The sequence below is a fragment of the Arthrobacter sp. zg-Y238 genome (assembly GCF_024385525.1).
GTDB classification, from domain to species: domain Bacteria; phylum Actinomycetota; class Actinomycetes; order Actinomycetales; family Micrococcaceae; genus Arthrobacter_B; species Arthrobacter_B jinronghuae.
Genome location: NZ_JANFLU010000008.1, coordinates 1 through 21,470 on the forward strand (window position 1 = coordinate 1; position 21,470 = coordinate 21,470).

Genomic DNA, 21,470 nt, shown 5'->3' on the forward strand with positions numbered 1-21,470 from the left:
TTCCCAACCCCCCCTTTTGGGCCCCCGTGCCCCACGGGCCGGGCGGCACAGTGGTTTAAGCGGTCCTTTCGCGGGCCGGCCCGCGCCACAGGGCGATGTGACGCGCATCGTGCGCCGTCAGCGAACAGTCGGCCAAACCGAAGCAGAACGCCGCCGCAACAGGCTAGTGTCCTAGAAGAGACAAACGGCAGGAGCCGCTGGCACGGCCAGCACCCGTTCCTGCCAGAGCGAGAGGTCACTCAGTATGGCAACTGCACCGAACACACCCACCATGGCAACGGTGGACCCGGCCGGCCGGGACGACTACATCTACAACCGCCTGCTCAAAGAGCGGATCATCTGGTTGGGCTCGGAAGTCCGGGACGAGAATGCCAACGCGATCTGCTCCCAGCTTCTGCTGCTTTCCGCGGAAGATCCTGAGAAGGACATCTACCTTTACATCAACTCTCCCGGCGGTTCCGTGACCGCAGGCATGGCGATCTACGACACCATGCAGTTCATCCCGAACGACGTCGTCACGGTCGCCACCGGCCTGGCCGCCTCCATGGGCCAGTTCCTGCTCTCCTCCGGCACCAAGGGCAAGCGCTACGCAACGCCGCACGCCCGCATCCTGATGCACCAGCCCTCCGGCGGAATCGGCGGCACGGCTTCGGACATCAAGATCCAGGCCGAGCTGATCCTGAACATGAAGCGCGTGATGGCTGAGCTGACCGCCGAGCAGACCGGCCAGACCGTCGAAACCATCCTCAAGGACAATGACCGCGACAAGTGGTTCACCGCGCAGGAAGCCCTGGAATACGGCTTCTTCGACAAGATCTCCGCGCACGCAGGCGGAGTGACCGGCGGCGGCGGAACCAACCAGGACCAGGCAGAGGGCAAGGACGAGGACTAGGGTCCCCGGCCAGCTACCCCTCCATTTGCAGACTTCAGGAGTAATTCATGAACCATAATTTCGGCACCGCCGGCTCCGCCGTCGCCCCGCAGATGCCCACCAGCCGCTACGTTCTGCCTCAGTTCGAAGAGCGCACGCCCTACGGGTTCAAGCGCCAGGATCCGTACACCAAGCTGTTCGAAGACCGCATCATCTTCCTGGGCGTCCAGGTTGACGACGCGTCCGCCGACGACGTCATGGCCCAGCTGCTGGTGCTTGAGTCCACGGATCCGGACCGCGACATCACCCTGTACATCAACTCCCCGGGCGGCTCGTTCACGGCCATGACGGCCATTTACGACACCATGCAGTACATCCGTCCGGAGATCCAGACGGTCTGCCTCGGTCAGGCTGCCAGCGCGGCCGCCGTGCTGCTGGCCGCCGGAACCCCGGGCAAGCGCCTGGCACTGCCGAACGCCCGCGTGCTCATCCACCAGCCTTCGCTGTCCGGCGGCCAGGGCGGACAGGCCTCCGACCTGGAAATCCAGGCCGCCGAGGTCATGCGGATGCGTACCTGGCTGGAGGACACCCTGGCGCTGCACTCCAACCGCACCTCCGAACAGGTCAACACGGACATCGAGCGTGACAAGATCCTGACCGCCGAATCGGCCCTGGAATACGGGCTGATCGACCAGGTGCTCGATTCCCGCAAGCTCAAGACGCCGGCCATCAACAAGATGTAACCTGCTTCGCCGAAATAACGGCATGTCCAGCCGGCCCGTGGCGCGTAATATCGCACCACGGGCCGTTTGGTTGCTGAATAGCTCCTCCAAGTGTCCTAGAGTGGATCATGGTTGGCTCAGCCCATGCTGCGGAACCGTTTTTGATGGACCATCTAAGGGGACTGAACTATGGCTCGCATTGGTGAGAGCACAGATCTGCTCAAGTGCTCTTTCTGCGGAAAGAGCCAGAAGCAGGTCCGCAAACTCATTGCTGGCCCCGGCGTGTACATCTGTGACGAGTGCATCGACCTCTGCAACGAGATCATCGAGGAAGAGCTTTCCGAGGTTGCGGATCTGGGTACCTTCGAGCTGCCCAAGCCGCGGGAAATCTTCGACTCGCTGCAGGAATACGTGATTGGCCAGGAACCCGCCAAGCGGTCGCTGGCCGTTGCGGTCTACAACCACTACAAGCGCATCCAGGCCGGCCACGCCCCGCGCGGCGCGGGTAACCTTGCGGACGCAGTAGCTGCCGACGACGTCGAAATCGGCAAGTCCAACATCCTCCTGATCGGTCCCACCGGCTGCGGCAAGACCTATCTGGCGCAGACCCTGGCCCGCCGGCTCAACGTCCCCTTCGCCGTCGCCGATGCCACCGCGCTCACCGAAGCCGGGTATGTGGGTGAAGACGTGGAGAACATCCTGCTCAAGCTCATCCAGGCCGCGGATTACGACGTCAAGAAGGCCGAGCAGGGCATCATCTACATCGACGAGATCGACAAGATTTCCCGCAAGAGCGAGAACCCCTCGATCACCCGGGACGTCTCCGGCGAGGGCGTACAGCAGGCCCTGCTGAAGATCCTCGAAGGCACCGTCGCCTCCGTGCCGCCGCAGGGCGGGCGTAAGCATCCGCACCAGGAATTCATCCAGATCGACACCACCAATGTCCTCTTCATCGTGGCCGGCGCGTTTGCCGGCCTCGAGGAAATCATCGGTTCGCGGTCCGGCCGCAAGGGCATCGGATTCGGCGCGCCGCTGATCGAAACCACCAAGGGCACCGATTCGTACGCAGAGGTCATGCCCGAGGACCTGCTCAAGTTCGGCCTGATCCCGGAGTTCATCGGCCGCCTGCCGGTGATCACCACGGTCTCCAACCTTGACCGTACAGCCCTGATCCGCATCCTGACCGAGCCGAAGAACGCCCTGGTGAAGCAGTACCAGAAGATGTTCCAGCTCGACGGCGTCGAACTCACCTTCGAGCAGGGCGCCCTGGACGCGATTGCGGACCAGGCGCTGGACCGCGGCACCGGAGCCCGCGGCCTGCGTGCCATCCTCGAAGAAGTGCTGCTGCCGGTCATGTTCGATCTGCCCAGCCAGGAGGACGTCGCCACGGTGGTCATTACCGCCGATACAGTGGAGAAGAAGGCCGAACCGACCCTCATTTCCCACGCTGTCGCCACCAAGCGCCGGAACAAATCCGCGTAGGGCGGGGTTGGTAGGAGTAGTACGTTCGGCGCTGTATGCGCCATCGACCGCTTCGAAGGAGTTTCCATGACCGTTAATGGTTCTGTGTCGCCTGCCAGTTCCGCATCGACCGCCGATTTCTGGTTTGACCCGATGTGCCCGTTCGCCTGGGTCACGTCCCGCTGGATGGACGAGGTGGAAAAGGTCCGCGACGTCCGCACCAACTGGCACGTCATGAGCCTGTCCGTGCTGAACGAGGGGCGCGACCACCTCCCGGAGGACTACCGGAAGCGGATGGACGCGGCCTGGGGTCCGGTGCGCGTGATCATCGCTGCGCAGGAACTGCACGGCAGTGAGTACATCAAGAAGCTGTACGACGCCATGGGAACCCGTATCCACATCGGTGGCAACTCCGATTTCCCCACGGTGATCCGTGAGGCGCTGGCCGAGGTCGGCCTGCCTGCCGAGCTCGCGCAGTACGCCGACACGGAGGAGTATGACTCCCAGCTGCGCGCTTCCCACAAGGAAGGCATCGCAAAGGTGGGCGACGACGTCGGAACCCCCATCGTGGCCTTCAACGGCACCGCCTTCTTCGGCCCGGTCCTGACGCGCATCCCGCGCGGCGAAGAAGCCGGAGCCATGTTCGACGGGGCCGTAATGCTGGCCTCCAACCCGGCGTTCTTCGAACTCAAGCGCAGCCGCACCGAGAGCCCGCAGTTCGACTGATCATTTTGCTTCCATAGACGAAAACGCCCGGCCGGGTAACCCCGGCCGGGCGTTCTGCTGTCCTGCTGCGGTTACTCCGCAGGCGGTGCCAGCTCGACGTCGGAAACGGTCAGCTCACCCTCGCCGACGGCCAGGTTGAGTTCGCGGACGTTGCCGGCGGCCTTCAGGTCCGCCTGCCCGGCGCGGAGCCGGGCGACGGCACCCTCGGGCGCGGTGACCGTGGCCTTGAGGACCTCGGTGCGCTGCTTCACCTTGGCCTCGGACTTCGCCTTGCGGATACCGCCCAGGGCGGCGGCTACCGTACCGAGGATGCCGGCGTCGGCGTCCTCCACGGCGGCGGCGAGGCCGTCCACGTTCGGCCACGGCGCGCGGTGCACGGATCCGGCGCGCCACCATCCCCAGACCTCTTCGGTCGCGAACGGCAGGAACGGCGCGAACAGGCGCAGCAGCGCATCCAGGGTGGTGGCCAGCGTGGCGAGCACCGAGGCCTGCTCCGCGTCACCGGCGGCTCCGTAGGCACGGTCCTTGATCAGCTCCACGTAGTCATCCGTGAAGGACCAGAAGAAGGACTCGGTCAGCTGCAGCGCCTTGGCGTAGTCGTAGCGCTCAAACGCACTCGTGGCGGCGTTGACGACGTCGGTCAGCTGGGCCAGCAGCGCCAGGTCCAGCGCGTTGGTGATCACCGAGGTGTCGGCCAGGGCCACGTTCTTCTCCGTTGCGCCCAGGTTCAGGACGAACTTTGAAGCATTGAGCAGCTTGATGGCCAGGCGGCGGCCGATCTTCATCTGCGCAATTTCGTACGCCGTATCCGCGCCGAGCTTCGCCGAGGCGGCCCAGTAGCGCACGGCGTCGGAACCGAACTCATTCAGCACGTCGGTGGGGACCACCACGTTGCCCTTGGACTTGGACATCTTCTTCCGGTCCGGATCCAGGATCCAGCCCGAAATCGCGGCGTGCTTCCACGGCGCAGCGGCGTTCAGGGCATCGGCGCGGACCACCGAGGAGAACAGCCAGGTCCGGATGATGTCGTGGCCCTGCGGCCGCAGATCGAACGGGAAGACCTTCGCGAAGAGGTCCTCGTCCACGCTCCAGCCGCCCACGATCTGCGGGGTCAGCGAGGAGGTGGCCCAGGTGTCGAGCACATCGGCGTCACCGATGAAGCCGTTGGGCTGGTTGCGGGCAGACTCTTCGTAGCCCGGAGCCGGTTCAGCCGCCGGGTCCACCGGGAGGGACGCGGAATCGGGCAGTACCGGGTGGTCGTAATCCGGGTTGCCGGCGGCATCCAGGGGGTACCAGACCGGAACGGGCACGCCGAAGAAGCGCTGGCGGGAGACCAGCCAGTCGCCGTTGAGGCCCTCGATCCAGTTCTCGTAGCGGGAGCGCATAAACGCCGGGTGGAAGTCGATTTCCTTGCCCCGGGCAATCAGGCGTTCGCGGCGTTCCTCGTCGCGGCCGCCGTTGCGGATGTACCACTGGCGGCTGGTGACCACTTCGAGGGGCTTGTCGCCCTTTTCGAAGAAGTTGACCGGGTGGGTGATCTTCTTCGGTTCGCCGTCGAGGTCGCCGCTTTCACGCAGCATCTCCACCACGGTTTCCTTGGCGCTGAAGACGGTCTTCGTGGCGATGGCCGCGTAGTTTTCCTTGGCCGTCTCGGTGGCAATCCACTCCGGTGTATCCGCCAGGATCCGGCCGTCGCGGCCGATCACGGCGCGGGTGGGCAGGTTCAGTTCGCGCCACCAGGTGACGTCGGTCAGGTCGCCGAAGGTGCAGATCATGGCGATGCCGGAACCCTTGTCGGGCTTGGCCAGCGGGTGCGCCTTCACTTCCACCTCGACGTCGAACAGCGGCGACTTCACCGTGGTGCCGAAGAGGCGCTGGTACCGCTCGTCGTCGGGATGCGCGACCAAGGCAACACAGGCCGGCAGCAGTTCCGGGCGGGTGGTCTCAATGTAGATCTTCTCGCCGTCGGGCGCGTGGAAGCTCACCCGGTGGTAGGCGCCGGGCTGCTCGCGGTCCTCAAGCTCTGCCTGGGCCACGGCGGTGCGGAAGGTGACGTCCCAGAGGGTGGGGGCTTCGGCCATGTAGGCGTCGCCGGCCCGCAGGTTGTCCAGGAAGGCGCGCTGGCTGACGGCACGTGAGTGGTCGTCGATGGTGCGGTAGGTCCGGTTCCAGTCCACGGACAGGCCGAGGGTGGAGAAGAGGTCCTCGAAGACCTTCTCGTCCTCCACGGCCAGTTCCTCGCACAGCTCGATGAAGTTGCGGCGGGAGACGACGTCGAAATCACGCTGGTTCTTCGCGGCCTTCGCCGGCGGGCGGTAGTCGGCGTCGTACGGCTTGGTGGGATCGCACCGCACACCGTAGTAGTTCTGCACGCGGCGCTCGGTGGGCAGGCCGTTGTCGTCCCAGCCCATCGGGTAGAAGACGTTCTTGCCGGTCATCCGCTTGTAGCGGGCCATCACGTCGGTCTGCGTGTAGGAGAACATGTGTCCCACATGCAGCGAGCCGGAGGCCGTGGGCGGGGGAGTGTCGATGGAGTAGACCTCGTCGCGGACCGTGTCCGGATCGAACGCGTACGTTCCCTCCTCGCGCCAGCGGGCGCTCAGCTTGGACTCGAGCCCCTCAAGGGCGGGCTTGTCGGGGACGGAAACGGTCTGGGGTTCGTTGTCGGGCGTGTCTGTGCCCGGGATATGTTCAGCCATGGTTTCCATTCTTCCATGCAGGCCTATGGTCTGAGGCACTGCCGGGTTTAAGCCTGGGTGTTGCCGTGTCCGGCCGCAGTTGCCGCGGCAGGACAATCTCGGCGCTTCCCGGGCGCCGAGCCGGAACCTAGCTGTCCTGCGGTGATTTGCCGAAGTAGTGAGCCAGGAAGGAGGTCATGGCGACTGCTCCGGTGAGCAACGAGATGCGTTCACGTGGACCGGCCGGGGTCCGGCCCAGCAGGGCGATGCCGCCGGCTGCGTTTAGGGCGCTCCATACGGCGTTGGCCATGGGTCCCGAGAGGCCGACGCCGGGCGGGTTGGCAAACGGGGTGGGAAACCGTCTTCCCTGCACGGCACTGACCCCGTGCGGAACTGCATTGGCGAGGAGCACTCCGGCGAGGAATCTGGTGACAAGGGGCATGGCTGGGTCCTGTTCGGGGCAGTGGACGGGCGGTCGGGGCAGCTACGGGCGGTCGGGGCAGCTAGGGGGAAGCTGGCGTACGGAGAGCCTACAGCCCTGGCGTGCAGCTCGTGCCGGCTGGGGGTCGCTGCGAGCACAGCGTCCCACCGGGTGGTGCTGGTGGTGCTGGTGGGACCTCAGGAGGAACCAGGAGCCCCAAACCGTGGGACCCTGTGCCCGGCTGGGGTGTCCCGCGAGCACAGCGTCCCATCAGGTGGTGCTCCTGGTGCTGGTGGGACCTCAGGAGATGTCGGCAGCCCCAAATCGTGGGACCCTGTGCCCGGCTGGGGTCTCCTGCGAGCACAGCATCCCACTGGGTGGTGCTGGTGGTGCGGTTGGGACCTCAGGAGGAACCATGAGCCCCAAACCGTGCGACCCTGTGCGGGCAGGCAACCTTGTATCCCTCCACAGAGGCTCGAACCGCACCGGGTGGCCTAATGCACTCCACCCCGCAGCCCGGGTGAGCAACAATCGGCGGGAGACACACCATTGTGAGGAGGATGCAGCAACTGGAGGCATTCCTGCTCACACGTTACGGAGTAGCAAGCTACGGGACGCTGACAGCCAACGGGTTCCCGCGGCGGACGATCGACCAGGCTCTGCACACCGGGATCGTCCGGCGCGTGGCCCGCGGAACGATTGCGCTGCCTCAAGCAGACGCCCGGTTGGTCCATGCCCCACGCAGCCAGACCTCGCTGACATGCATCTCGGCGGCAGACATTCTGGGCTGGTGGTTGCTGACTCCACCCGAAACCGTACACGTCCGGTGCGACGCGGCCCGGTCAATACCCGGCGCGATTGTGCACCGGGGACAGCGGTCGGCACACCGGCTGATAGCGCCGCCCCGGCAGATCCTCCAGGACGCCTTCCGCTGCCTTCCCCGGCTGGACGCACTGGTGATGGCGGAATCCGCAGTCGTAACCAGTGCCGTAGGACTGCAGGGCCTGCAGGAGGAATTCTCCGGGCAGCAGGACTGGCAGGTCCGGGCCCTGCTGGGGACCATTCGGCGCAGCACGGCATCGCCGCTGGAGGTCTGCGCGCGGTTCCACTTATTGAACGCCGGACTGCGGGTTGAGACAGAGGTGGCCCTGCCTGGTATCGGACGAGTGGATCTGCTTGTTGACGGGTGGCTGATCATCGAGATCGATGGGTTCGCGTTCCACAGCAGCCGGGAGCACTACCGTGCGGACCGGCGACGCTGGAACGCGTCGGCAGCGGGCGGGTGGATCACGCTGAGGATCACTGCGGAACTTGTCCTGCACCGGCCGGAGGAATTTGTCGATCTGGTGAAAAAGACGCGGGACATGTGGGGACTTCGCGAACATGCCCAGCAGTCGCCGTCGTAACAGAGCGAAGGAACGTGCCGAAAAACCAGGGCGGAACCAAACGCTGGCTAGAGTGGTTCCATGACTGAGATCACACCGAAGCGGGCCGTTGTCACCGGAGCAAGTTCAGGGATCGGGGCAGCGGCGGTACGAGCGCTGCGCGCCTCGGGCTGGGGCGTCGTCGCCGTCGCCCGCCGCCGGGAGAAACTGGAGGCGCTCGCAGCGGAAACCGGTGCTGAAGCCATCGCCGCGGATGTCACCGATGATGCTTCGGTGGCACAGCTCGCCGAGCAGGTCCTGGCCGGCGGGGGAGTGGACGCCTTGATCAACAACGCCGGCGGCGCCTTCGGGCTCGACCCGGTCGCCAGCGGAAGCATCAGCGACTGGCAGCGCATGTACGACGTCAATGTCCTGGGGGCGCTGCGGATGACGCAGGCCTTCCTGCCGTCACTGCGGGACAGCGGCCGGGGATCGGTCCTGCTGCTGACGTCGACGGCGGCCTTCACCGCCTACGAGGGCGGGGCCGGCTACAGTGCGGCGAAGTCCGGGGAAGAGATGCTGGCCCGGACCCTGCGCCTGGAGGAAGCCGAACACAACGTCCGTGTCATCGAGATTGCGCCCGGCATGGTGAAAACGGAGGAGTTCTCCCTGAACCGGGTGGGGGACAAGGAAGCTGCGGACAAGGTGTACGCCGGCGTCGAAAAGCCGCTCACGGCTGAAGACGTTGCCGAGGTCATCGCGTTCGCTTTGAACGTGCCGCACCACGTCAACCTGGACCAGGTGGTCCTGCGCCCGCTGGCGCAGGCGGCCCAGCACAAGGTCATACGCACCGCACTGTAGGCCTGCAGGTAGTCCCGGAACGCCCCGCCGGGGACGGTGCTTCGACAACCGGCGCGGGCGTGGCCTAAACTTGACCGGAACAGCACTGACCCGGCCATCACCGGTGAGCTTCCGGAAGAACGGTTACCCATTTAAAAGGGGCAGCCCAGTAGAACCGGACGGGTAAGCCCGTCACAGCAGTCAATGAGCGGCAGCCGCGCGAACCCAGCACCAACGGGAACGCACGGCGGCAAGCGAGGTGGTACCGCGGTTACCGCCGGCCTTTCGGGGCCGGTAGAGGCCGCCCTCGCATCCTGTTCCACAGCCAGATTCACTTGCCGCTATCAGGATGACGAATATGCCCTCTGTATACCCCAAAGCCAGCACCGGCGACGCAGCTTCTGCTGCCGTTCCCTCCTCCCCCCGGTTTCCGGAACTTGAAGAACGCGTTCTGAAGTACTGGGACCAGGACGGCACCTTCCAAGCTTCCATCGACGCCCGGCCGGCCGGAAACGACGGCGAGAATGAGTTCGTCTTCTACGACGGCCCGCCCTTCGCCAACGGCCTGCCGCACTACGGCCACCTGCTCACCGGCTACGTGAAGGACCTGGTGGCCCGCTACCAGACCCAGCGCGGCCGCCGCGTGGAACGCCGCTTCGGGTGGGACACCCACGGCCTGCCCGCCGAGCTCGAGGCGATGAAGCAGCTCGGGATGAGCGACAAGGTCCAGATCGAGAAGATGGGCATCGACAAGTTCAACGATGCCTGCCGCGCCTCGGTCATGAAGTACGCCGGCGAATGGCAGGACTACGTCACCCGCCAGGCCCGCTGGGTGGACTTCGAGAACGATTACAAGACGCTCAACGTCGAGTACATGGAATCGGTCATCTGGGCGTTCAAGACCCTGCATGAAAAAGGCCTGACCTACAGCGGTTTCCGCGTGCTTCCGTACTGCTGGAAGGACGAGACGCCGCTGTCCAACCATGAGCTGCGCATGGACGACGACGTCTACAAGATGCGCCAGGACCAGACGGTCACGGTCACCTTCCCCATCACCGCCGGCGACAACGCGCTTTCCGCCGAGCTCGAAGGCGTCCAGGCCATCGCCTGGACCACCACCCCCTGGACCCTGCCCACCAACATGGCCCTCGCCGTCGGACCCGAGGTCCGCTACGCCGTCGTGCCCGCCGGGCCGAAGGGCACCCAGGCCGGCGAGGGACGTTTCCTCCTGGCCGAGGACCTCGTGGGCTCCTACGCGAAGGACCTGGGGTACGACGACGCCGAGGCCGCCCGCGCGGCCGTCACCGCTGTCCACCTCGGCAAGGACCTCGCCGGGCTGCGCTACGCACCCCTGTGGAACTACTACACCGACACGGAGAAGTGGGGCACTGCCAACGCCTGGCAGATCGTCACCGCGGATTACGTCACCACCACAGACGGCACCGGCGTCGTCCACCAGGCACCCGCCTACGGTGAAGACGACCAGAAGGTCTGCGAGGAATTCGGCATCCCCGTGATCCTCTCCGTGGACGAAGGCGGCAAGTTCCTGCCCATGTTCGCCAACGGGGAACTGTCCGACATTGCCGGACTGCAGGTCTTCGACGCCAACAAGCCGATCACCCGCGTCCTGAAGGCGGACGGCCGGCTGCTGCGCCAGGCCAGCTACGAGCACAGCTACCCGCACTGCTGGCGCTGCCGGAACCCGCTGATCTACAAGGCGGTCTCCTCCTGGTTCGTGGAGGTCACCAAGATCAAGGACCGCATGGTCGAGCTGAACCAGCAGATCAACTGGATCCCCGAGAACGTCAAGGACGGCCAGTTCGGCAAGTGGCTGGAAAACGCCCGTGACTGGTCCATCAGCCGCAACCGCTACTGGGGCAGCCCCATCCCGGTCTGGGTTTCCGACGATCCGAACTACCCCCGCACCGACGTGTACGGTTCGCTGGCGGAAATGGAAGCCGACTTCGGCCGCCTGCCGCTGAACAAGGAAGGCCAGCCGGACCTGCACCGCCCGTTCATCGACGAGCTGACCCGCCCCAATCCGGACGATCCCACCGGTCGGTCCACCATGCGCCGCGTGGAAGACGTGCTGGATGTGTGGTTCGACTCCGGGTCCATGCCGTACGCCCAGGTGCACTATCCGCACGAGAACGCCGACTGGTTCGAAAGCCACAACCCGGGCGACTTCATCGTGGAGTACATCGGCCAGACCCGCGGCTGGTTCTACACCCTGCACGTGCTGGCCACGGCGCTGTTTGACCGGCCTGCCTTCCGCAACGTCATCAGCCACGGCATCGTGCTCGGCTCCGACGGGCAGAAGATGTCCAAGTCGCTGCGCAACTACCCGGATGTCTCCGAGGTCCTGGACCGCGACGGCTCCGACGCTATGCGCTGGTTCCTGATGGCCTCCCCGATCCTGCGCGGCGGCAACCTGATCGTCACCGAGCAGGGCATCCGCGACGGCGTCCGCCAGGCCATCCTGCCGCTGTGGAACGTGTGGCACTTCTTCAGCCTCTACACCAACGCCGCCAACAACGGCAACGGCTACGAGGCCAAGGCCTGCTACGACTCCACCGAACCGCTGGACCGCTACCTGCTCGCCGCCACCGGCGACCTGGTCCGGGACATGGGCACGGCACTGGACACCTACGATGTGTCGGTCGCCTGCGAGATCCTGCGCGCCTACATGGACACGCTGACCAACTGGTACATCCGCCGCAGCCGCACGCGCTTCTTCGAAGAAGACACGCAGGCCTTCGACGTGCTCTACACCTGCCTGGAAACCGTATGCCGGGTGGCAGCCCCGCTGCTGCCGCTCATCGGCGAGGAAATCTGGCGCGGCCTCACCGGCGGGCGCTCCGTGCACCTGACCGACTGGCCCGACGCTGATCTCTTCCCGAGCGACCCCGCCCTGGTGGAACGCATGGAAGCCACCCGCCGGATTGCCTCCGTCGGTTCCTCCCTGCGCAAGGGCGCGAACCTCCGCGTCCGCCTGCCGCTGTCCGAAATGACCGTCGTCGCCCCGGAGGCGCAGTCCCTGACCGGCCAGTTCGCCGCGATCATCGCGGATGAGCTGAACCTGAAGAACGTCCGCCTGGTGGACGCCGCCGACGCAGACCCGGCCGAATTCGGTATCAGCCAGAAGCTCGTGGTCAACGCCCGCGCCGCCGGCCCCCGTCTGGGCAAGAACGTGCAGACGGCCATCAAGGCTGCCAAGTCCGGCGACTGGTCCGTGGACGACGCCGGAACGGTCACCGCCGGCGGCCTCGCCCTGGAACCGCAGGAGTACACGCTGGAGACCGTCGTCGAAACCGGCGAAGGAGAATCCGCCAAGGCGGTTGCCGTGCTGCCCGGCGGCGGCTTCCTGGTCCTCAACACCGAGGTCACCCCGGAACTGGCGGCCGAGGGCACTGCCCGCGACGCCATCCGTGCCGTCCAGCAGGCCCGCCGCGACGCGGACCTGCACATCAGCGACCGGATCCGCACCCGCATCAGCACGGGCGAGGAAGAAGCGGCGGCGCTGGAAGCCAACGTGAGCCTGGTGAAGGCCGAAACGCTCACGGATGACCTGGTGGTCACCGGGGACCTGGTCACCGACGGCGCCGACACCGACGCCGACAAGTACATCGTCACAGTGGAGAAGATCTAATGAGTTCAGCAGACCGCCCGTCCGGTTCCATTGACGGGTTCTCGGTGGAGAGCGTTTATGCCGAACTGCTCAGCCGCGCGCCGGAAAACAAGATGGAGCCGCGCATGGCTCCGCTGTTCCGGGCGATGGAAGTACTGGGGGAGCCGAACAAGGCCTTCCCGATCATCCACATCACCGGTACCAACGGCAAAACGTCCACGGCACGCATGATCGAAGCCGGGCTGCGTGCCTACGGGCTGCGCACCGGGCGGTACACCAGCCCGCACCTGACCAGCGTCACCGAGCGGATCAGCATTGACGGCGAGCCCGTGAGCGATGAAACGTTTGTCCGGATCTGGGACGAGATCCATCCCTACCTGGACATTGTGGACGCCGAACTGGAGGCCGCGGGCGAGCCCCGGCTGACGTACTTCGAAGCCGTGACCATCCTTGCGTTCGCGGTCTTCGCGGACGAACCGGTGGACGTGGCCGTTATCGAAGTAGGACTCGGCGGCATCACCGATGCCACCAACGTCGGCGACGGCACCGTCTCCGTAGTCACGCCCATTTCCCTAGACCACACCGAGCTGCTGGGCGACGACGTCGCCGATATTGCCCGGGAAAAAGCCGGCATCATCAAGGAGGACGGGTTCCTCATCAGCGCCGCGCAGCCCATGGAGGCCGCGCAGGTGCTGCTCGAAAAGGCCCACGAGGCAGGCGTCCCGTTCCGGTTCGAAGGTGTCGAGTTCGGCGTCGAATCCCGGGTGATGGCAGTGGGCGGCCAGATGGTCACCATCAACGGCCTCGCCGGCCGCTACGAGGACCTGCAGGTTCCCCTGCACGGAGCCCACCAGGCCGAAAACGCCGCAGTGGCCGTGGCCGCGCTGGAAGCCTTCATCGGCGGCGGGACCAAGGAACTCGACGTCGAACTGCTGCGTACCGGGTTCCTGACCGTCACCTCGCCCGGCCGCCTTGAGGTGGTGCGGACCGCACCCACCATCGTTGTCGACGCCGCGCACAACCCTGCGGGCGCGAAGGCGACCGCCGAGGCGCTGCGCGAGGCGTTCAACTTCACCACCCTCGTCCTGGTGGTCGGCATCCTGGCGGAAAAGGACGCCGTCGGCATCCTCAGTGAACTCCGCGAACAGCTCGGCGACCTGGTCAGCGGTGTTGTGCTGACGCAGTCCGCCTCGCCGCGGGCCATCCCGGCCGAGGAACTGGTTCAGGACGCCGTGGACGCCGGGTTCGCAGACGAAGACATCCAGGTCGAGGCCGGCCTGGACAATGCCCTCGAATGGGCCGTAGCCAAGGCCGAGGAGAACAACGATCTCTCCGGCGGCGTGCTCGTAGTCGGTTCCATCACCGTGGTCGCCGAAGCGCGCACCCTCCTCGGAAAGTAGGCTTCGCAGCTATGGCTAAACTGACCAAGGCGCAGCGCGAATGGCGTCCGGGAATGCCCAAGAAACGCCGCTCCGTCAAGGTAATGTTCGCTTCGACGGTGCTGACCCTGGAAGCATTCGTGGTGCTGTTCGGGACGCTGGCCGTCTTCGGGCTGCACCGGGACAGCATCTCGCCGCCGCTGCTGCTCACCGGCGGACTGCTGCTGGCGGCGGCGATGATCGGAACGTGCGCGCTGCTCTCCAAGCCGGCAGGCCCGCTGATCGGGTGGATTCTGCAGTTGGTGCTCATCGCCAGCGGTTTCCTGGAACCCATGATGTTCCTCGTTGGCGTGCTGTTCGCCCTGACCTGGTGGTACGGGCTCAAAGCCGGAATGCGGCTGGACCGGGAGAACCGCGAACGGGACCGGATGCAGGCCGAATGGGAGAAAGCACATCCCGAAGAAGGCAACGCGGCAGCCGGCCCCGAAACCGCCGCCGGCACCGACTAGGCTTAGATCCGATATCCGATCGTTCCAAGGAGATACACCGTGAGCACCGAGCGCACACTTGTCCTGATCAAGCCCGACGGCGTCGAGCGACGGCTCACCGGCGCCATCCTGGCCCGGATCGAAGCCAAGGGGTACACCGTGGCCGAGCTGAAGAAGACTGAAGCCACCCGCAGCATCCTCGAAGAGCACTACGCCGAGCACCAGGGCAAGCCGTTCTACGAGCCCCTGGTTGAGTTCATGCTCAGCGGTCCGATTGTTGCGGTGGTCCTCGAAGGACAGCGTGTGATTGAAGGCTTCCGGTCCCTGGCCGGCACCACCGATCCCACCACGGCGGCACCGGGCACCATCCGCGGCGACTTCGGCCGGGACTGGGGCTCCGCCGTCCAGCAGAACCTGGTCCACGGATCCGATTCGCCCGAATCGGCTGCCCGCGAAATCGGCATCTGGTTCAGCTAGTACCGGAACCGTAAGGACACACGAAGGGCCGGCACCAGTAATGGTGCCGGCCCTTTTGTCTGCAACGGGTGGTTACGGAATCAGCTTTTCGTCCCGCAGGCGCGCAAAGAGCGCTTTGAACGCATCTTCCGTGCGGCGGTAGCCCGTGAAGCCGGCGACCCGGCTCTTGCTCATATCCGTGAGCACCTCCACCTTCCGGCCAAGGTCGGCATCGGTGTGCCACCAGGAGGCCAGGCGTCCGAGATCCGGTTCGGCCAGGCCGTGCTCGGCGGCGATCTTCGCCCAGGCTTCGGACATGCCGGCCATTTGCTCCTCCAGCGGGCGCGGCTCGGACTCAAACCCGACCGGCTCCACCCCGAACTCGGCGGCCAGCCGCGGCCACAGGGAACGCCAGCGGAAAACGTCGCCGTTGACCACGTTGAAGGCTTCATTGGCCGTGTGTTCATCCGTCGCAGCCCAGAGCATGTGCTCGGCGAGCAGGCCGGCGTCGGTCATGTCGGTGACCGAATTCCACTGGGTTTCGGAGCCCGGGAAAATGAACGGCATCCCGAGTTCCCGGCACAGGGTGGCCTGCACGGCAAGGGTCTGGCCCATGTTCATGGCGTTTCCGACGGCGAAGCCAATCACGGTGTGGGCGCGGTGAACGGACCAGGCAAAGCCCTGCCGCTCGGCGGCTGCCATCAGTTCGTCTTCCTGCGCGTAGTAGAAGTTCTCCACCGGCAGGCGCGGTTCGTCTTCTGAGAACGGGGTATCCGGCATGGGACCCTCGCCGTACGCCTCGAACGGGCCCATGTAGTGCTTGAGCCCGGTCATCAGGGCTACATGCTCCAGGGGAGCGTCGGCGAGAGCCGTGAGCAGGTTCCGGACCATGGCCGAGTTGACGGCAATGTTCTGGGCCTCCGTCTCCTGCCGGGACCAGGACGTAAAGAAAACGTGTGTGGGGCGGGCGCCTTTCAGCGCCTGGGCCAGGCTTTCGGGAGAGCCGAGGTCCGCTGCAACCGGGACGACGCCGGGACGCGCCGGGTCGGGGTTCCCGGCCTTCCGCGACAGGGCCAGGACGGTCCAGCCCTCGTTCGAGAGCAGGTCCACCAGGGCCGCTCCGGCGATCCCGGTGGCACCGGCAACGAGTGCGGTGCGCGGGGTTTCGGAGCGGGCGGGCGTGGTTCTGAGCATGGTTCTCCTCATGGATCGAAATGCGGCGCTGCGGGGCAATCTTCCGTACGCCTTCTTCTGGGCCAACGGGGAACCGGCGGGGGAAATTCCTCACGGGTTCCGGAGAAAGTCGCCTAGGCTGTGGCCATGGCACTTATATACGACGCCGAGCTGCGTCCGGGCAAAATGGAATTGATCTCCGGCTGGTTGCCGGGCACGTGGTGGTTTCCCTCAACGGATCCGGTGACTGTTCGGAAGGTGGCTTCCTTCCGGTTCGATGACCCCGAGGGCGAGGTGGGAATCGAAACCCATATCGTGGAAGCCGGATCACTGCTGGTGCAGGTGCCCCTGACCTACCGCGGCGCGCCGCTGGCCGGTGCGGAGGAATTCCTGATCAACGAAATGGAGCACTCGGTGCTCGGTCGGCGCTGGGTCTACGACGCCCTCGGCGACCCGGTCTACGCGCGGGCACTGGAGGCGGCACTGCTTTCCCGGCAGCCGCAGGCGGCCCAGTACCTTGCCAACGACGGCGGACGCGAGCTGATGTCCGAAACCATGCAGGTGTCCAGCACGGGGATGCCCGACGGCGCCGGGCTGGTCGACGCGCCCGCCTCGGATCCGGAGGGCTGGGCAACCTCCGTCCTGACCGAGGGCGGCTGGGAGTTCTCCGTGGTGCGGTTGCTGGATGTGGACGGGCGTACGGCGCCGGATCCGTCGCTGACGGCCACCTGGGAGGGCCAGGAGATTCCGGTGGTGCTCGCCTGGGGACTTCCGCTGGAGCGGTAGTTTCCACCCGGGCCGCTGAAACTCCGGGGAAGGGCTAGCTGCCCAGGAACGAGTTCAGGAACCGGAAGAAGATGGACGCCGCCGTCGCGACCCAGAGGAGAACGACGATCGGCCATGCCCAGTCCGTCAGGAAGCGGACCAAGCCGGCCGGCGCCGGGATGGTGCCGGCCGTCAGGTTGCGGATGGTCGTGAAGACGAACAGCGGAATCATGGCCGCCCACACCGCGATGCAGTAGATGCACAGCACGTAAATGTCGAACAGTGCCTGGCTCCACAGCCAGACCACGAACACCATGCCGAGGGTGACGCCGATCTGCAGTCCGATCCAGTACCAGCGGGCGAAGCGGGCACCGGCCAGCAGCCCCATGGCCGTGGTGATGACGACGGCGAAGGCCACGATGCCGATCAGCGGGTTGGGGAAGCCGAAGATCGCCGCCTGCCAGGTCTGGAACACTGTTCCGCAGGAGACCCAGGGGCTGATGTCGCAGCTGGTGATGTAGTCGGCGTCCGCATAGACGTGGAGGCGTTCAATCACCAGGATGCCGGAGGCGACCCACCCGACTACGGCGGTGACCAGCAGTGTCCAGGCAAAGGACCGGCGTTCCGGACGGACTGCAGCGGCTGACTGGTCCCGGGGATCGGCGGCTTCGTCCGGGGTGGCGCCGGAAGATGGACGGGCTGCGCTGGAGGGCACGGAAGCTCCTTACGGAGTAGCTGTCGGAAGTAACTATCTGCGTCGAGTCTATGCGCAGGGGCGGGCCAAAAAGGCGGCCGTATGCGATAATGAAGCTTGGCTGACGGCGGAACCACATTCCGTTGCCGGTCCAGCGACAGGCTTCCGGTTCTGCCGGTGACGCTTCCCGTGTAGTTGGCCCATCAATCCGGATGGGAACCAGGGAATCCGCCGGCCAGACCTACCCAGAACAGCCGTAACGAAAATTATCCGTTCCGCAGGGGTAGCAGGAAAAGCGCCGCTGGTCTTCGAGTGATACCGCGCCCCACAGCTGGCACGACCTCGAATGACATCCAGACGACTTCCGGCTGGCGGGCAGGCTGCGATGCCACCGTACAGCCGACACATTGCCTTGGGGCATTGGAATGTGGCCAGTGCCGCAGGGCCGGAGCATAGGCCTACATGACTAATCAGAATAATGGAACCAATGAACTGCCTGTGGAAACCGGTGCGGCAGGGGATCTTCCCGTGCAGCCGGACGAGCAGCCGGCACCCGTAAAGAAGGCCACCCGCAGCCGCCGCAAGTCTGTCCCGGCTGCGTCCCCCGCAGGGCAGCCCGCAGCGGCCGCCCCGGAAGCCGAAACGGTTCCAGCAGAAACCCAGCCGGAAACGCCCGCGCCCGCCGCTGAGAAGCCCAAGCGCACACGCGCTCCCCGCAAGAAGGCAGCACCGGCCGCCGAAGCAGTTACCCCGTCTGAGGAGACCCCCGAAGCCGCCGCCGAAGCCGCTTCCGCCGCCGCAGACTCGGTAGCCCTTGAAGCGGCTCCCGAAGCCGCTTCCGCTGAAGCAGCTCCCGCGAAGACAGTCCGCCGGCGCCGCAGCCCGGCCAAGAAGCCTACCGCTGATGCCGTTGCCGCAGAGAGCGCTCCTGCCGTCGAGAACGCCGCTGCCGACGAAGTGACGCTTGCAGCCGGTCCCGAGTCCACCAACACCGAACCCGCTGCCGAAGCGGCCGCCCCGGCACCGAAAACCCGTACCCGGCGCCGGGCCAGCACGCCGACCGGTCCGGCACGTTCGGCGGAGTCGGCCCAGTCTGCTGCTGCGGAAACCGCCGAAACCCCCGCCGAGCCGGTGCTGCCCGCCGCGGCCGAAGCAACCGCAAAGACCGAGGCCCCGGCCAAGGCCGAAGCCGCCGGGCCCACCTCCGCGCTGGATCCGTTCTCTGTGCCGGAATCGCCCACCTCGGTGCTGTTCCACGCCCCGGACCTCACCGCCGTACGCTCCGTGCCGGTGGCCAAGCCCGCCGAAGCGGAAGAAACGGACGAGCAGGAGGGCAACGAAGATTCCGGCCGTTCCCGCCGCCGGTCCCGCCGCGGCCGCAGCCGCCAGGGCTCGGAAGCTGGAACCGGGCAGGAAGCCAGTGCAGAAGAAGCAGCGACCGGCCCCGAGGACAGCGAGTCCGACGGCGTAACCTCCCGCCGTCGTCGTCGGCGCCGCCGCGGGGATGCCGACCTGGAACTGACCGGGGGAGCGGACGATGATCCGCCCAACACCGTCACCCGGGTACGCGCACCGCGCGCCCACGTCGAGGCGCCGGTCTCGGACCGCGTCACCAGCGTCAAGGGCTCAACCCGGCTGGAAGCCAAGAAGCAGCGCCGCCGCGAGTCCCGCGAGTCGGGCCGCCGCCGCCATGTAATCACCGAGGCTGAGTTCCTGGCCCGCCGTGAGTCCGTGGACCGTCAGATGATTGTCCGCCAGCGTGACGAGCGGATCCAGATCGGCGTGCTGGAGGACGGCGTCCTTGCCGAGCACTTTGTCTCCAACACCCAGCAGGACTCCCTGATCGGCAACGTCTACGTCGGCAAGGTCCAGAATGTGCTGCCCAGCATGGAGGCAGCCTTCGTGGACATCGGCCGCGGACGCAACGCCGTGCTGTACGCCGGCGAGGTCAACTGGGATGCCGCCGGCCTGGACGGCCAGCCGCGCCGTATTGAACTGGCGCTGAAGTCCGGCGACTCGGTCCTGGTGCAGGTCACCAAGGACCCGGTGGGCCACAAGGGTGCACGCCTGACCAGCCAGATCTCGCTGCCCGGCCGCTACCTCGTGTACGTTCCGGGCGGTTCGATGACAGGCATCTCGCGCAAGCTGCCCGACGTCGAACGCAACCGGCTCAAGAAGATCCTCAAGGACCACCTGCCGGAAAACGCGGGCGTTATTGTGCGCACTGCCGCCGAAGGTGCCAGCGAGGAAGAGTTGATGAATGACATCAACCGCCTCCGCGCCCAGTGGGAGAACATTGAGGCCAAGTCCACGTCCACGAAGACGCTGCCGCCCGAACTGCTGTACGGCGAACCGGACCTGACCATCAAGGTGGTCCGCGACGTCTTCAACGAGGACTTCTCCAAGCTCGTGGTCTCCGGTGAAGAGGCCTGGGACACCATCGAGGCCTATGTCACGTATGTGGCGCCGGATCTGGTGGGACGCCTCGAGAAGTGGACCAAGGACGAGGACATCTTCTCGGCCCACCGCATCGACGAGCAGATCGCCAAGGCCCTGGACCGCAAGGTGTTCCTGCCTTCGGGTGGTTCCCTGGTGATCGACCGCACCGAAGCCATGACAGTGGTGGACGTGAACACGGGCAAGTTCACCGGCAGCGGCGGCAACCTGGAAGAAACCGTCACTAAGAACAACCTCGAAGCGGCCGAAGAAGTGGTCCGCCAGCTGCGTCTGCGCGACATCGGCGGCATCATCGTCATCGACTTCATCGACATGGTCCTTGAAGCCAACCGCGACCTGGTGCTGCGCCGCCTCGTGGAGTGCCTGGGCCGGGACCGTACCAAGCACCAGGTGGCCGAGGTTACCTCGCTGGGCCTGGTCCAGATGACCCGCAAGCGCATGGGCACCGGCCTGCTGGAAGTCTTCGGCGAGACCTGTGAACACTGCGAAGGCCGCGGCGTCGTCACGCAGGACGTACCCGTGGAGCACCGCCGCAGCACCAGCCACACGCCGGCCGGCAACGGCCACGCGGTTGCGGACGATAACCACCAGCAGCACCTCAAGCAGGAAAAGCAGTCCCGCGGGGACCGGAAGCGCAACCGCAGCCGCGGACAGAACGGGAACGTCCAGGCTGCTGAAGATCAGCCGCAGCCCGACGAGCCGGTGCAGGAAGATGCCGAGCGGCAGGCGAAGGCCGAAGCCGCCCGTGCAGCCTTGGCCAGCATTGCCGCTGCGACCGCCGCCGCGCACGACGTTGTTGACGCCGTCGCCAACGGCAACGCGGGATCGCCGGCGCCGAAGGAAGCAACCGCTGACGAGTCCGACACCGAGCCGGGCGCCGTGCTGAATATCCAGGGCGAAACCGTAGTGGTTCCCCGCCGCCAGCGGCGCCGTCAGGTGAAGGAAGAACCCGTCCTGACGTTGGAAAGCCTGACCGAAGCCTTCAACGAGGTTGCCTCGGCTGTGTCCCAGCCGGCGGAACCGGCGCAGGGAGCCGAAACGGCGTCTGCTGCCCAGCAGGAGCCGACGTCCACCCGGCAGGCTGCACCCCAGGCATCGGCACCGGAGGCACCCGCCCGTCCGGTGCGCCGCCGCAGGGCAGCCAGCAGCCCGCAGGGAGCCGCCGAGGTCACGGCGCCGGCCGCAGGGGAAGCAGCTTCCTCCGCTCCGGCACGGCATACGGCCACGGCTGCCGGCAAGCCGCCGGTGGCCCGGGAGGAAAAGACCGGTGCAGCGGCTCCGGTGATCCTGGGCGTAGGCGTACCTGCCTCCGAACTGTAGCGTCCCCGTTCCACCGCCTGCGGGCGG

General features: G+C 66.1%; 16 protein-coding genes. 12 read left to right on the top strand and 4 right to left on the bottom strand.

The window, feature by feature from the left end; all coding sequences use genetic code 11:
- The first annotated feature begins 271 nt into the window (after nt 1–271).
- The 4 genes from NNX38_RS07630 (at nt 272) to NNX38_RS07645 (ending at nt 3,780) form a co-directional block, all read left to right on the top strand.
- Entirely contained in the window at nt 272–892 is a 621-nt protein-coding gene (locus NNX38_RS07630; RefSeq protein WP_227922731.1) for an ATP-dependent Clp protease proteolytic subunit, read from the top strand.
- A gap of 47 nt (nt 893–939) precedes the next feature.
- Nucleotides 940–1,614, top strand: a complete 675-nt coding sequence (locus NNX38_RS07635; RefSeq protein ID WP_255797456.1) for an ATP-dependent Clp protease proteolytic subunit — start codon at nt 940–942, stop codon at nt 1,612–1,614.
- A 168-nt stretch (nt 1,615–1,782) separates the two neighbouring features.
- Complete coding sequence (gene clpX / locus NNX38_RS07640; RefSeq protein WP_229951660.1) at nt 1,783–3,075, top strand: ATP-dependent Clp protease ATP-binding subunit ClpX; 1,293 nt, start codon at nt 1,783–1,785, stop codon at nt 3,073–3,075.
- A gap of 66 nt (nt 3,076–3,141) precedes the next feature.
- Complete coding sequence (locus NNX38_RS07645) at nt 3,142–3,780, top strand: DsbA family protein (protein WP_255797457.1); 639 nt, start codon at nt 3,142–3,144, stop codon at nt 3,778–3,780.
- A gap of 71 nt (nt 3,781–3,851) precedes the next feature.
- On the opposite strand, the gene valS is transcribed toward NNX38_RS07645, so the two are convergent.
- Entirely contained in the window at nt 3,852–6,479 is a 2,628-nt protein-coding gene (gene valS / locus NNX38_RS07650; protein ID WP_255797458.1) for a valine--tRNA ligase, read from the bottom strand.
- Between the two features lie 127 nt (nt 6,480–6,606).
- Nucleotides 6,607–6,900, bottom strand: a complete 294-nt coding sequence (locus NNX38_RS07655) for a hypothetical protein (protein ID WP_255797459.1) — start codon at nt 6,898–6,900, stop codon at nt 6,607–6,609.
- A 539-nt stretch (nt 6,901–7,439) separates the two neighbouring features.
- Between NNX38_RS07655 and NNX38_RS07660 the strand changes: the two genes are divergently transcribed.
- The 6 genes from NNX38_RS07660 (at nt 7,440) to ndk (ending at nt 15,055) form a co-directional block, all read left to right on the top strand.
- The gene (locus NNX38_RS07660) at nt 7,440–8,285 is read left to right on the top strand and encodes an endonuclease domain-containing protein (protein ID WP_255797460.1); all 846 of its coding nucleotides are present in this window, start codon (nt 7,440–7,442) and stop codon (nt 8,283–8,285) included.
- Between the two features lie 60 nt (nt 8,286–8,345).
- Nucleotides 8,346–9,104, top strand: coding sequence for an SDR family oxidoreductase (locus NNX38_RS07665; protein WP_255797461.1), 759 nt, complete (start codon nt 8,346–8,348; stop codon nt 9,102–9,104).
- 328 nt (nt 9,105–9,432) lie between these two features.
- Entirely contained in the window at nt 9,433–12,732 is a 3,300-nt protein-coding gene (gene ileS / locus NNX38_RS07670) for an isoleucine--tRNA ligase (protein ID WP_255797462.1), read from the top strand.
- On the top strand, nt 12,732–14,111 hold the full coding sequence (locus NNX38_RS07675; protein WP_227921060.1) for a folylpolyglutamate synthase/dihydrofolate synthase family protein: 1,380 nt from the start codon (nt 12,732–12,734) through the stop codon (nt 14,109–14,111). The genes ileS and NNX38_RS07675 overlap by 1 nt, the downstream gene beginning before the upstream one ends.
- A gap of 11 nt (nt 14,112–14,122) precedes the next feature.
- A complete protein-coding gene (locus NNX38_RS07680; protein ID WP_229951668.1) occupies nt 14,123–14,599 on the top strand; it encodes a DUF4233 domain-containing protein in 477 nt (158 codons plus the stop codon).
- Nucleotides 14,600–14,638: 39 nt separating this feature from the next.
- Nucleotides 14,639–15,055 (top strand): nucleoside-diphosphate kinase, encoded by a 417-nt coding sequence (gene ndk, locus NNX38_RS07685; RefSeq protein WP_229951669.1) that lies wholly within the window; start codon nt 14,639–14,641, stop codon nt 15,053–15,055.
- 72 nt (nt 15,056–15,127) lie between these two features.
- Here ndk and NNX38_RS07690 read toward each other — a convergent pair whose 3' ends face one another.
- Nucleotides 15,128–16,228 (bottom strand): SDR family oxidoreductase, encoded by a 1,101-nt coding sequence (locus tag NNX38_RS07690; RefSeq protein ID WP_255797463.1) that lies wholly within the window; start codon nt 16,226–16,228, stop codon nt 15,128–15,130.
- A gap of 126 nt (nt 16,229–16,354) precedes the next feature.
- On the opposite strand from NNX38_RS07690, the gene NNX38_RS07695 reads away from it, so the two are divergent.
- Complete coding sequence (locus tag NNX38_RS07695; protein ID WP_255797464.1) at nt 16,355–16,993, top strand: hypothetical protein; 639 nt, start codon at nt 16,355–16,357, stop codon at nt 16,991–16,993.
- 34 nt (nt 16,994–17,027) lie between these two features.
- Here NNX38_RS07695 and NNX38_RS07700 read toward each other — a convergent pair whose 3' ends face one another.
- A complete protein-coding gene (locus tag NNX38_RS07700; protein WP_370646388.1) occupies nt 17,028–17,687 on the bottom strand; it encodes a vitamin K epoxide reductase family protein in 660 nt (219 codons plus the stop codon).
- A 441-nt stretch (nt 17,688–18,128) separates the two neighbouring features.
- On the opposite strand from NNX38_RS07700, the gene NNX38_RS07705 reads away from it, so the two are divergent.
- Nucleotides 18,129–21,443, top strand: a complete 3,315-nt coding sequence (locus tag NNX38_RS07705; protein WP_255797465.1) for a ribonuclease E/G — start codon at nt 18,129–18,131, stop codon at nt 21,441–21,443.
- The last annotated feature ends 27 nt before the right edge of the window (nt 21,444–21,470 follow it).